This is a genomic window from Spirosoma migulaei, from assembly GCF_054776855.1.
Genome location: NZ_BAAHBG010000006.1, coordinates 303,958 through 315,753, shown reverse-complemented (window position 1 = coordinate 315,753; position 11,796 = coordinate 303,958). Strand labels below are relative to the sequence as shown.

The following is an 11,796-nucleotide window of genomic DNA, read 5'->3' as shown; positions in this document are numbered from 1 at the left end:
ATTTTATTCGTATTCACAAAGCCCACCTTATCAATCCCGATCAGGTTCATAGCTGTGTGGGTGAGTATGGCTGGTGTACGTCTCAGAATCCGGCGTACGCGTTAGCGTGTGACTGCTGGGTAGTTTCTTCCAACAGAGTATTAACGGATCGTTCGTAATAAGCGCCAGCTATCAGCTTAAGGCTTCTTAATCGCTTGATGGACTAAATCGCGTGCCGTACTAGTTTTAAAGACTACTCTTCATAAGCCCAGTCGATCTGATGTTTCATGTCTTTAATAGCCAGCCCCTGCGCTTTGAAATACGAGCGAATTTGATCCACTTTATCATACAGGCGCTGCTCTTTGTACTCCCGGTACAGGGTTAGCAAACCTTCCAAAACCGGCTGGTTGCTCGTACCTTCTTCTTTCAGTCCCAATACGTCGTTCATGAACGATACGAATGACTCTTTCAGTAGATTAAATACGTCTTCGCCGAGGGCTTCTGGTTGAAGTTGTTTCAGGTACAGCATATTGACGTACTTCAGCAATGTGAACAATTGGGCAATCCCGACAGCTGTATTAAGGTCATCGTTCATGGCCTCGTAAAACTGCTGAACTGCCTGCCGGATTTCCTGCTGCTTTTCTTCGCTTACAGAAACGCTTTCGCCGGACGTATCGTAGGTTAATGTTTTAACGATACGTAAGCCATTGGCCAACCGACGATACCCTTTCTGAGCCGCTTTAAGCGCATCATTCGAAAAGTCGAGTGTGCTCCGGTAATGCGACTGAAGCATAAAGAAACGAACCGTCATGGGGCTATACGCCTGTTCGAGCAGTTGGTGGCTACCAGCAAACAACTCCGCTGGTAAAAATGAGTTGCCCAATGACTTTGACATTTTCTGCCCATTAACGGTCAGCATGTTCGAGTGCATCCAGTACCGAACGGGGTCAACGCCACTCAAGCCATCTCCCTGCGCAATCTCGCACTCATGGTGTGGGAATTTTAAATCCATTCCACCGCCGTGAATATCAAATTGTTTGCCCAGGTATTTAGTGCTCATGCAAGTGCATTCCAGATGCCAGCCAGGGAAACCTTCGCCCCAGGGTGAGTTCCAGCGCATGAGGTGTTCGGGTGCAGCGCGTTTCCAGATCGCAAAATCGAGTGGACTGCGCTTTTCTGACTGGCCATCCAGCTCGCGGGTTTCATTCAGGAGGTCGTCCAGAATCCGCCCCGATAGCTTGCCGTAATTGCCACCCCGCTTATTGTACGTTTCAATATCGAAATAAACCGAGCCATTTGATTCATAAGCGAGCTCTTTGCTTAGTAACGACTGTACCGCTTCAATCTGCTCTACCATATGGCCGGTTGCAGTAGGTTCAATACTCGGTGGAAAGGTATTGAACTGGGCCATTACAGTATGAAAATCGTTCGTGAAGCGTTGCACGATTTCCATGGGTTCAACTTTTTCCAGCTTTGCCATCCGGCCAATTTTATCCTCACCATCGTCGCCATCACCAACTAAGTGGCCTACGTCGGTCAGGTTACGGACGTAGCGGACTTTGTAGCCAATAAACGTCAGGTAGCGGTAGAGTGTATCGAACGTGAGGAACGTACGAACGTTGCCCAGGTGAACGTAATTGTAAACCGTTGGTCCGCAGACGTACATGCCCACATAAGGGGGATTGAGCGGTTCAAATAGTTCTTTCTTGCGAGAAAGTGTATTGTATAGTGTAAGCGGTTGCATTGGGAGTTTGACTCTGGTTCAACAATACTGATAAAGGAATAGAGCTGCCCGATAGACAACTGTAGGCGAGGTTAAGCGTTCAGCGACAACAGTGGGCTGGCAAAATGAGGATTTCCTGGATCAGCATGGCAGATAGTAAACTGTTCATGAGGGCGAAGTTACGGATTGTTCGTTGGAAAACGGTAGCCCGCTCACTTTTGGTTATATTCGCGTTTTGTTTTGACAAATCGCCCGCTTAGGTTCAGGAATGCAGGTAGTTGAGGTGGGCGCAAATGCCCAATACCAGAAAGAATTTATTCAGTTTCCCGTTCGTCTTTATCGCAACGATCCAAATTGGATTCGCCCGTTAGATGCCGATGTCGAGGAAGTATTCGACCCGGCTCGCAATAAACGCTTTGAGCATGGCGAGTGCATTCGGTATTTACTGTTGAACGATAAGGCTGAAACCATTGGGCGCATGGCCGCTTTTATCGACTACGAAATTGCGAACCTCGATAACGATCAGCCAACAGGTGGGATCGGATTCTTTGAGTGCATTGACGATCAACAGGCCGCTTTTACCCTGTTTGATGCCGGAAAAGGGTGGCTCCAAAGCCGTGGTATGGAAGCCATGGACGGCCCAATCAACTTTGGTGATCGCGATCGCTGGTGGGGTTTATTAGTCGATGGGTTCGACCGGGAGCCAAACTATTGCATGCCGTATACAAAGCCGTATTACATTCCATTTTTTGAAAATTACGGCTTCAAAGACTATTTCAAACAGTTTACGTTCGGGATTCCAACAACCTGGGCGAAGTTGGTTGATATGTCGCAGGCGGTAAAAGACCGGGCCCAACGGATTTACCAGAACCCGGATTATAGCTTTCGAACAATCGATAAAAAACATCTGCCCGCAGCGGCCGAACAGTTTCGGCATATTTACAATGCGGCCTGGGGCGGTCATAGTGGTGTTAAGGAAATGTCGGCTGGCCAGGCGCAGCTACTAATGGAGAAGTTGAAGCCGGTTATTGACGAGAAAATAATCTATTTCGCGTATTACCTTGATGAACCAGTGGCTTTTTTCGTTTGCCTGCCGGAGCTAAATCAGGTTTTCAAGCATGTGAATGGTAAACTTGATCTGATCGGAAAGTTGAAGTTTTTGTGGCACATGCTGCTGAAAACAAACCGTAAGGCGTTTGGTGTAGTCTTTGGTGTAGCTCCTGAGCACCAGGGGAAAGGGGTGGAAGCCGCTATTGCCCTCCGTATGCCGCACGAAGCCGACCATAATCCCAATTTTCAATATACCGAACTAGAAATGAACTGGGTTGGCGATTTTAACCCAATCATGGTACGTTTTGTAAGCCAGCTGGGGTCGAAGATCGTTAAAACCCACGTTACCTATCGGAAGCTATTCGATGAAACCAAACCGTTTAAACGTTGCCCGGTAATTGGGCGGAAGAAATAAATATTTAGTTTGAAGTTTATAACGATCCGCCGTTGCGGTTCGAAGTTCGATGTTAGCAATGCTGCATAAACTTGAGCTGATTGGTACAAACTTCAAACATCGGACTACAAAATTCAAACTGTAATAAATGAGCCTAGTTACTGTTGGTTCCGTAGCGTTCGACGCCCTGGAAACCCCGTTCGGCAAGACCGACAAAATCATCGGCGGAGCCGCCACTTACATCACCCTGTCAGCCTCGTACTTTACGAAAGAAAATAATTTGGTTGCTGTGGTGGGCGACGATTTCCCGCAGAGCATGATTGAGGATCTCAATCAGCACGGAATCAATACGGAAGGTTTAGAAATTCGGAAAGGAGAGAAGACCTTTTTCTGGTCGGGGAAATACCACAATGACATGAACAGCCGCGATACCGTGGAAGTCCAGCTGAACGTAATGGAGAATTTTGATCCGATCATTCCCGATTCGTATCAGGATTGCCAATACCTGATGTTAGGAAATACCGCTCCGGCAATTCAGCAGATGGTTATTGAACGGTTGCATAATCGCCCAAAGCTCATTGTGCTCGATACCATGAATCTTTGGATCGAAATTGCCAACCCAGACCTAATGAGCTTACTCAAATTAGTTGATGTACTGGTAGTAAACGATGAAGAAGCCCGCCAGCTAACGCATGAGTACTCGCTGGTACGCGCTGCGGCTAAAATCCGGGCGATGGGTCCGCAAACTGTAATCATCAAAAAAGGGGAACATGGTGCTCTGCTGTTTAGCGAAGGGCAGATTTTCTTCGCCCCAGCATTGCCGCTTGAAGAAGTATTCGATCCGACCGGTGCGGGCGATACGTTTGCGGGGGGCTTCATTGGCTACTTAGCCAAAACCGACGATATTTCGTTTGATAACATGAAGCGGGCTATTATTTATGGATCAGCCATGGCTTCATTCTGCGTGGAGAAATTTGGTGCTGAGCGGATTATGAATTTGACTCAGGATGAAATTCAGGCGCGGGTAAGTGAGTTTGTGACGCTATCTGCTTTTGGATTACTTTAACAGGACAAAGTCTAAAACGCAAAAAGCCGCTGGTTAACCAGCGGCTTTTTGCGTTTTAGACTACTACTTATTGTTAGGCAAAGAAAGGTGCAACCAAAGGCAGAACCTGTTCTTTTGTTAGCGGCTCATCAAACGCCTGCATAACCATAGCCGGAGTAATCCGGCTATCGCCAGCTAGTGCAGAAGCTAAGTCAACACCCGCTTGCACGGTGTTTTCTTCACCTTTATAACTGCCGTCAACAACCGATGGAAGGCCTTGCATTGCAGCAGTACCACCCGTGATCCAGCCTTTTTGGCCACGCATATAGCGTACGTTAGCTGCGTGAGCAGCTTCGGTAGCGTGAATTTGTAAAGCCACCTGCAATATAGCTGGGGCAGCCTGTAGATTAGGAGCCTGACCTTTGTAAGCGCGAACGCCTGTATCTTCAAACGTTTGGGCAATAGCCGAGAACGTTGCGAAGTTGGTAAATGTATCCATAAACGTACCTTTGGCCGAGAAATCGAACTTAGGCATTGGGATTGCTTCTGAGCCTAGTACCGACTTCAGCAACCGAACGTGTACTTGTTCATGCTGCCGAATTAATTCAAATGCTGGCTTATAATTATTGGGAATCATCGCCAGGTTATGACCGTAATCATAAAAAGTGAACTCTAGGTACTCTAATGCGAGCGCAAAGTTAAGAACGTCTTTTACGCCTTGTGGTAATGCACTAGACTGCCCATAAGATTTGGTCAGGGCAGATGCCATAATGGCTGGAGCAGCCACGGCAATCGTTTTTTTGGTCAGAGAGCTAAATAAGCTCCGGCGTGAGACGTGTGCTAAGCGATCAAATATTTCGCCATCCACCTTCTCAATTTCGCTAAATAAGTTTTGTAAGTTCATCGGAGTTGAGTGGTTTATGCTGGTGTCAGGCTTTTTACTAATGCGCTTGCATCCAGGGTTTCATTAATATATTTCTGTGCGATAGGCAGCACAAACGTTGGCTCGTAAGCAAGATGCAGGCCTGTATCGCTGGTAACGATAGTTGGGCCAGCAAACGCGTCTGAATAAGGATACTGCAATTCGCGAAGAATTGAGTGGTGACGAGTTTCAACCGATACAATCTTACCGGCCAATGTCAGATAACCTGCATCTTTAATGTATTTACCCGCACCGTTGTAAGCACCTACGCCTGTTTTTTCAAAAGCTTCTGCATTCGAAAGTACGTCTGCACGGTTGTTGAAGTCGATACTTGAGAAGTTGAAGGTCAGATCTGGAACGTTAGCGGCTGTTCCGGCACCCACAGCTGCTTTGAAAAGCGCACGGTGAATAATTTCATGGCCACGGATATCGCTCCACAAGGCCATATCCGACGAAGACATATTTGGGTAAGGTTTTGCGAGAACCATTTCGTAGAAGGCAGCTTCGAGCTGTTCCAATACGTATGCAAAGGCAAGGATACCAACATCACCAGTAGGTAATGAAATGGTTGGGCCAGCAGCGCGGGCACTACCATTGGGTGTGACAGAAGATTCGTCCGCATGGGAGCAAGCTGTCAGCAAACCGCCTGTTACAGCAGCAGCACCCGCTACTCGCAGAAACGACCGGCGGCTAGCTGCAGCCGAAGATGTCGTTTCGGGTCGATTAGTAACGTTTTCCATTGAGTAAAATAGTTAGGTGATTTTTAATGCTTAGCTATTTGGCAACTAAGATGATGTATCTACGGGGTCACCTAAAAAATAGATTTTGTCAATTAAATAAAAGAATATAAATCCTAGATAAGTATACGGTAAATGAATTAGTAATGAGGAGTATATGGGTGATGTACTTGAAAAGTTTATTGAAAAAATACAAAATGATTTAAAGAGGAAATCATAGCCATAAGCAGGTTATGGCAGCCTTGTTAACAACACGGGCCGTTTTGGCTGGAGCCTTACCAGATAAAATGATCGTTGTGCCATCGGAACCTAAGTCCCAAAGTTGCCCCCGCAGAAATACGTTCATCCCTTTTATGATACCCGCTTCGGGGATAGCTCGCCCGGCCATAGCATGAGCGAGCCAGGCTTGTCCTTCGGTTAGTTTACCAACATCTGCACGGGCATCCGCTGGGGTTGGTGTGCCACTGTACCCCTGCCAGATTGTTTTCCAGACTCCATTGCCGGCTGAGTAGGAGGGAACCGCTAACAGGGTAGCCCTTTTTTGCTTTAGTGTTTTATATACGGGAGAATTCCAGGAGTCTGCGCAGACCAATACACCTAACCGACCAACTGGCGTATCGAAAACAGGAACGTCTGCCGGATTGGTCGGACAGACAAACGGGAGTTCATCGGCAATGGGGTAGACCTTTTTAATAAGTTGCGGATCTAGTTTGCCATCCGGACGAAACACCGCAGAGACATTATAGAGAGGGCCTTCGCCTACAACCAATTTCCCGTTTTCAACGGATGGATTGGGCAATAGAATAGAACCAGCCACGATTGTTACCTCAAATTGTGCTGCCAGTATATCGAAGGTGAGCTGATACTCGTAGGCCATTTGCCGGGCTTTCATGGCGAAGAGACCATACTTTGTTTTATCACCCACACTGTCGGGGGCCGTTTGGTAGGCCTTCCAAAAATTGATGGGATGGCTAACGACCATTGCCGTTAATCCCTGCTGAATGGTGGAGGCACTGTATACCCGCTCAGGTTCATTCATAACCACTAGCCAGGTGCCAATATATTCGGGCAGGATGACAATGGTTTTTTGAGGTATGACCAGCCCACTGTCTTTCGCAGTTTTCAAATACCCGGCTAATTTTTCGCGGAAAGTCAACCCTGTACGATAATCGGCGGGCTCCATCCAGGGCTGAATCCCTAACAGATTCCCACGGTCTGATCGAGTGCCGAATTGCTCGAATGAGCGGATTTGCGTATTCGCTTTTGAGGATTTTGCGGGCTTATCCTGGCCACCAAAGAACCATATAGTCCATAAGCCGAACAACCCGTAGCATAGAGCCAGGCCTATTAGCAGGATAACCGTGTATTTTCTACGATTGATTGCCATAAAAACGATGCATGAGCCACAAAATAGCATTATTTTCAGCGTTTAATTAACTGCTTCTTCGCTGCGGATGTCTACGTTTACGAATCAGATTGCCTTCATCACCGGTGCTGGCTCAGGCATTGGCCGGGTAACCGCACTGGCATTCGCCAACGCAGGTGCGACTGTTGTTGTCGCTGAAATTAACGAACAAAATGGCCGGGAAACTACTGAGCAAATTCAGCAGCAGGGTGGTATGGCGCTGTTCATTCCTTGCGATGTTTCTAATCCAGATCAGATAGAAAAAGCTGTAAGGCAAACTGTGGATGTGTTTGGTCGTTTGGATATCGGTATCAACAATGCGGGTATTGGGGGTAAGTTTGGCCGATTACTCGATCAGACAAAGCAGGATTTCGATCAGATAATGGCCATAAACGTTGGCGGTGTATTCTATGGCATGCAGGCCCAGATTCGTCAGATGCTCACTCAAAAGGCTAATAGCTATCCAGCCGGGGACCATCCAGTCGGGGGTAAAATTGTGAATGTATCAAGCATTGCAGGGGTGCGGGGTATGCCTATGGGGGCACCCTACAGTGCTTCTAAACATGCCGTTATTGGATTGACGAAAACAGCTGCGCTGGAATATGTACGGCATCATATCCGAATCAATGCCGTTTGCCCGGTATATACGCACTCACCAATGGTCGATGAATTGATTGGTACTGCACCTGGCATGGAAGAGCGAATGCGCCGGATGGTGCCTATGGGCCGTTTTGGGCAACCCGAAGAAGTTGCTCAGGCCATTCTATGGCTTTGCTTAGACGACAATGCTTTTGTTACTGGGCAGGCTCTTCAGATAGATGGCGGGTTAACGGCCGGGTAAGTTTACAGTTCGATTCGCCAGTTCATCAACCATGGCAGGGACTTCGGGTTCACCCTTGAAAAAAGCTCCTTTTTTGCCCAACGTTAACGCCCAGCGGTGTAGCCACGAAATGCCGCCTTTGCCGTAATAGTGATCTACGGAACGGTAAGCTGTGTCAGTCAATGCTTTATCTAACGAGACAAAAGTGTACCCCTGCTGTTTTAACCCTGCCAGTAATTTGCCCAAAAAGTCGGCGTTGATGGTATTGGCATGAATTAGTAAGATCTGTGAAATCTGCCGGTTAAAAAGCGAGTCACTTTGTGCCTCATAATAAGCTGCGCAATTGAGCATATACGTCACATACTGTTTACCAACTTGAGCCGCTAGTGCTGTATCGCTCAGAAGCAAAGCATTGTCATAAGCGCGGGAAAAGAGCCAATCTGAATTATCAATGGTAACAGGTGCTTCCTGATAGCCGCGTTGTTTTAAAAATTGCTCCAGCGAGTCTTTTTTGGCTTGGGTATCACCTTTTCGTAAGTAGGGGTGCCGGAAATAACGGAAAGGCCTCTCTCGTTGCTGAACTAGATTCTTCACAATTGACTCACCCCCAATAATATCCGCTTTTGAACCCTCAAATGATATGTTGTTATAATCTTTGTGTGCCAGAGTATGATTTCCTAATTCCAGACCGGCATTTAACCATAGTTTTAGAAGTCCGATCTGGTTAGAATCGGGTTTGGAGTTTGTCCGTAACGAATTGCCGATTACAAACCCAATGGCCGGAACCTGGAATGCTGTACAGTGCGAAAGTAATTTCTTTGTCAGATTAAGTCGGCCTTCCGGCGTGGCATAAGCTTTTGATACGGTCGGCAGATCGTCGATGGTAATGACTATTTGTTTCTGTGCTTGTACGGAAAAAGCCAGAAAAACTAACAAAGAGAGGAGTAGACGCATAGACTGGGAACGTTAAGGCAGGTAATGGGTTAGCCATTCTTCTTCTTTTGCCCGCATTTGAGCTGCTTCTTCATCGGTTTTATCGCCATAGCCACACAGATGAAGGAGCCCATGAGCCAGGACCCGACGCATCTCTAGATCAGCCGATATACCCAATTGCGTTGCATTATCGGCCACGCGCTCCACGCTGACGAAAATGTCGCCCTCTAGTTTGCTCTCGTCTTCGCTTTGATCAAACGTAATGATGTCTGTATAGTAGTCGTGCTGGAGGTAATCCCGATTAACCTGTAGCACATGCTCGTCGGAACAAAAAATATAATTTAACTCACCAACCGCATAGCCTTCCCGTTTAGCCTGCTGGTTGAGCCATTGGCGGGTTGCTTGCTTCTGTGGAAGCTTATAGGGTACGTCCTCGTTAAAAAACCGAATCATGCGTTTTTATCCAATTAATTGCGTTACATCAGGCCATACGTATCGGAACGCATCCGAGAAACCTCCGCCTGGATTTTCATCTCTCACCAACTCCTGGTTCGTTGCACCTAAATGCTCGTAGAATCTTCGGGCGCTGGTGTTTTGCGACAATACCCACAAATAAAACCCTGATTGAGGATTCATCTGGTACGACCAGCGAGCTGCCGATTTGATCAGAACCGTGCCAACTCCACGTCCTTTCTGATCACTATGAACGTGCAGATTATCAAGTAGCGTTCCCCAAACGGGGTCATCATCGGCGTAAGCACAGGCAAATCCGCAAATTACCCCATTCGAGTCGGCTATAATAACGTGCTGGTTCGGGCTGGGTTGAGTAAGCCGTTTCTGCCAAACGTCCTGCCTGTTTTCAAGGACAGGGCCATTCAAAAAATCATCTCTCCAAATACCTCTGTAGTTTTGTTGCCAACTGAGGCTATGCAGCCGGGCAATCGGATCTGCATCGTCGGCGGTAGCTTCTCGGTATGTTATCATTGCCTATTCAGACGTGTTGGGCAAATATAAACGGTCCGGTAGTGTCGTGCGAATGTATTCCTAATTATGACTCAGTCCATGAACGCAGTTTATCTCGGAGGTACTCACCAACCCGTCCAGCTTATTGATGCGCCCATACCAACCGCCGGGCCGGACCAAGTACTGGTAAAACTTCAGGCGGCATCGCTCAATCATCGCGACGTGTTTATTCAACAGGGCTTATATCCTGGTATTAAACTACCTGTTATTCTGGGTTCAGATGGAGCTGGGGTTGTTGTCGATACAGGAGAAGGCGTTGATGCTAGTTGGCTGGGCCAGGCGGTCGTCATTAATCCAGGGATGAACTGGGGCGATAATCCGAAGTTTTACGGAGCCGACTTCCAGATTCTGGGTATGCCCACCAACGGTACGTTTGCCGACTATGTAGTTGTGGGCCGTAACTATATTCATCATAAGCCCCAACATCTCACGTTCGAGCAGGCGGCTGCGCTCCCGTTAGCGGGTCTGACTGCCTGGCGAGCACTAATGACAAAAGCTGAGCTGAATAAAAGTGGTAGTCAACCTCCTGAAAAAGTATTGATTACTGGCGTTGGTGGTGGAGCGGCCCTATTTGCCTTGCAATTTGCCGTAGCGGTAGGGGCGGAGGTTTGGGTTACATCCGGATCTGATGAGAAACTAGAGAAAGCGAGAGAGTTAGGAGCAACGGGGGGTGTCAATTATCGCCAGCCTGATTGGCACAAACTTCTTCTTGCAAAAGCAACTGAAGGGCAAGTAGGGCATCCAGCCCGAGGTTACTTTGATGTGATCATTGACAGTGCGGGTGGACCTGGTTTTTCCAGGCTTATCGATGTAGCTGCTCCGGGCGGACGGATCGCTTTCTTTGGCGGAACCACGGGGACAATCAACGACATTATTCCACCTAAAGTATTTTTTAAACAACTATCAATTTTTGGAACGACTATGGGCACTGAAAGCGAGTTTACCGATATGATTAAATTAATAAGCGACCAACAGATTGTGCCTGTACTAGATGAGATCTTCCCGCTCGTGGCTACCGAAACAGCGATGCGTAAGATGGAGGCTGGAAAACAGTTTGGTAAAATAATACTCTCAATTGGTAACTAGATGTTTCTTATGTTGACAATGTGTTTCTATTGGTGTCTCTTTTCTTTTATCCTTTAGCCTGAATATTACCTCAAATTAAAGTTATCCACAATCAACATGTGGATAACTAAGGACTTACACACATTTTCGCAATTGATGGTCTGAAATTGTTCAACGTTAAAGAGGGCCGTTTTATCTTTGTCGCTATGGCTATAGTGACGCACTCAGTTGCCCAACTTGTATCAGATCGATTAGCTGCTTATCAGCAAAGCGGCCTGTTGCGTCAACTGCGTATTGCAGATGGTTTAGTTGACTTTTGTTCAAATGATTACCTGGGTTTTGCCCGGTCTGCCGAACTGAAAGCGGCTATCCAGCAGGCTGATGTTGCGCAGACACGCGCTCGTACAGGGGCAACCGGCTCGCGATTACTGGCAGGTCAAACGGCCCTGGCCGATGTAGTTGAACAGGAACTGGCTCGTTTTTACAATACCGAAGCCGCGCTTATTTTTAATTCGGGCTACGATGCTAACCTTGGTTTGCTGGCTTGCCTACCCAGAGCAGGGGATACTCTCCTGACCGATGAGTTGATTCATGCCAGTATGATTGACGGCGCACGTCTCAGTTATGCTAGTCGCCAGCGTTTTCGTCATAACGATTTAGAAGACCTGGAGTATAAACTCCGCCAAACTCACGAATTGCA

General features: G+C 47.4%; 12 protein-coding genes. 5 read left to right on the top strand and 7 right to left on the bottom strand.

Annotated features, from left to right (window positions below; genetic code table 11):
• Window positions 1–232: 232 nt before the first annotated feature.
• Entirely contained in the window at window positions 233–1,723 is a 1,491-nt protein-coding gene (cysS, locus tag ACYVGO_RS09370) for a cysteine--tRNA ligase (protein ID WP_460969030.1), read from the bottom strand.
• Window positions 1,724–1,970: 247 nt separating this feature from the next.
• Between cysS and ACYVGO_RS09365 the strand changes: the two genes are divergently transcribed.
• Together ACYVGO_RS09365 and ACYVGO_RS09360 are read left to right on the top strand one after the other, a co-directional pair.
• Window positions 1,971–3,167, top strand: a complete 1,197-nt coding sequence (locus ACYVGO_RS09365) for a hypothetical protein (RefSeq protein ID WP_142776439.1) — start codon at window positions 1,971–1,973, stop codon at window positions 3,165–3,167.
• Window positions 3,168–3,294: 127 nt separating this feature from the next.
• A complete protein-coding gene (locus ACYVGO_RS09360) occupies window positions 3,295–4,212 on the top strand; it encodes a PfkB family carbohydrate kinase (RefSeq protein WP_142776438.1) in 918 nt (305 codons plus the stop codon).
• Between the two features lie 73 nt (window positions 4,213–4,285).
• Here ACYVGO_RS09360 and ACYVGO_RS09355 read toward each other — a convergent pair whose 3' ends face one another.
• The 3 genes from ACYVGO_RS09355 to ACYVGO_RS09345 all read right to left on the bottom strand — a co-directional run bounded on the left by ACYVGO_RS09355 (window position 4,286) and on the right by ACYVGO_RS09345 (window position 7,237).
• Entirely contained in the window at window positions 4,286–5,095 is an 810-nt protein-coding gene (locus ACYVGO_RS09355; protein WP_142776437.1) for a ferritin-like domain-containing protein, read from the bottom strand.
• Window positions 5,096–5,109: 14 nt separating this feature from the next.
• On the bottom strand, window positions 5,110–5,853 hold the full coding sequence (locus ACYVGO_RS09350) for a ferritin-like domain-containing protein (RefSeq protein WP_142776436.1): 744 nt from the start codon (window positions 5,851–5,853) through the stop codon (window positions 5,110–5,112).
• A gap of 211 nt (window positions 5,854–6,064) precedes the next feature.
• Window positions 6,065–7,237, bottom strand: coding sequence for a nitrilase-related carbon-nitrogen hydrolase (locus ACYVGO_RS09345; protein ID WP_460969029.1), 1,173 nt, complete (start codon window positions 7,235–7,237; stop codon window positions 6,065–6,067).
• Window positions 7,238–7,304: 67 nt separating this feature from the next.
• Between ACYVGO_RS09345 and ACYVGO_RS09340 the strand changes: the two genes are divergently transcribed.
• Window positions 7,305–8,096 carry an SDR family NAD(P)-dependent oxidoreductase gene (locus tag ACYVGO_RS09340; protein WP_460969028.1) on the top strand — a complete coding sequence of 264 codons (792 nt, stop codon included), beginning with the start codon at window positions 7,305–7,307 and terminating at the stop codon, window positions 8,094–8,096.
• Here the strand turns inward: ACYVGO_RS09340 and ACYVGO_RS09335 are convergent.
• Genes ACYVGO_RS09335 through ACYVGO_RS09325 form a run of 3 tightly spaced genes read right to left on the bottom strand, consistent with a single transcriptional unit; the run spans window position 8,082 to window position 9,992 of the window.
• Complete coding sequence (locus tag ACYVGO_RS09335) at window positions 8,082–9,029, bottom strand: polysaccharide deacetylase family protein (protein WP_460969027.1); 948 nt, start codon at window positions 9,027–9,029, stop codon at window positions 8,082–8,084. The genes ACYVGO_RS09340 and ACYVGO_RS09335 overlap by 15 nt on opposite strands.
• A gap of 12 nt (window positions 9,030–9,041) precedes the next feature.
• Window positions 9,042–9,461, bottom strand: coding sequence for an rRNA maturation RNase YbeY (gene ybeY, locus ACYVGO_RS09330; RefSeq protein ID WP_460969026.1), 420 nt, complete (start codon window positions 9,459–9,461; stop codon window positions 9,042–9,044).
• Between the two features lie 6 nt (window positions 9,462–9,467).
• Window positions 9,468–9,992 (bottom strand): GNAT family N-acetyltransferase, encoded by a 525-nt coding sequence (locus ACYVGO_RS09325; RefSeq protein WP_460969025.1) that lies wholly within the window; start codon window positions 9,990–9,992, stop codon window positions 9,468–9,470.
• Between the two features lie 78 nt (window positions 9,993–10,070).
• On the opposite strand from ACYVGO_RS09325, the gene ACYVGO_RS09320 reads away from it, so the two are divergent.
• Window positions 10,071–11,117, top strand: coding sequence for a zinc-binding dehydrogenase (locus tag ACYVGO_RS09320; protein ID WP_460969024.1), 1,047 nt, complete (start codon window positions 10,071–10,073; stop codon window positions 11,115–11,117).
• A 185-nt stretch (window positions 11,118–11,302) separates the two neighbouring features.
• Window positions 11,303–11,796, top strand: a 494-nt coding sequence (locus ACYVGO_RS09315; protein ID WP_460969023.1) for an aminotransferase class I/II-fold pyridoxal phosphate-dependent enzyme, incomplete at its 3' end; no start/stop codon positions are given.

Excerpts from the sequence above, each read along its gene's own strand:
- ACYVGO_RS09355 (WP_142776437.1), bottom strand. The coding sequence starts at position 5,095 with ATGAACTTACAAAACTTATTTAGCGAAATTGAGAAGGTGGATGGCGAA.
- ACYVGO_RS09320 (WP_460969024.1), top strand. The coding sequence starts at position 10,071 with ATGAACGCAGTTTATCTCGGAGGTACTCACCAACCCGTCCAGCTTATT.
- ACYVGO_RS09350 (WP_142776436.1), bottom strand. The coding sequence starts at position 5,853 with ATGGAAAACGTTACTAATCGACCCGAAACGACATCTTCGGCTGCAGCT.
- ybeY (WP_460969026.1), bottom strand. The coding sequence starts at position 9,461 with ATGATTCGGTTTTTTAACGAGGACGTACCCTATAAGCTTCCACAGAAG.
- ACYVGO_RS09360 (WP_142776438.1), top strand. The coding sequence starts at position 3,295 with ATGAGCCTAGTTACTGTTGGTTCCGTAGCGTTCGACGCCCTGGAAACC.
- cysS (WP_460969030.1), bottom strand. The coding sequence starts at position 1,723 with ATGCAACCGCTTACACTATACAATACACTTTCTCGCAAGAAAGAACTA.
- ACYVGO_RS09365 (WP_142776439.1), top strand. The coding sequence starts at position 1,971 with ATGCAGGTAGTTGAGGTGGGCGCAAATGCCCAATACCAGAAAGAATTT.
- ACYVGO_RS09345 (WP_460969029.1), bottom strand. The coding sequence starts at position 7,237 with ATGGCAATCAATCGTAGAAAATACACGGTTATCCTGCTAATAGGCCTG.
- ACYVGO_RS09340 (WP_460969028.1), top strand. The coding sequence starts at position 7,305 with ATGTCTACGTTTACGAATCAGATTGCCTTCATCACCGGTGCTGGCTCA.
- ACYVGO_RS09325 (WP_460969025.1), bottom strand. The coding sequence starts at position 9,992 with ATGATAACATACCGAGAAGCTACCGCCGACGATGCAGATCCGATTGCC.
- ACYVGO_RS09335 (WP_460969027.1), bottom strand. The coding sequence starts at position 9,029 with ATGCGTCTACTCCTCTCTTTGTTAGTTTTTCTGGCTTTTTCCGTACAA.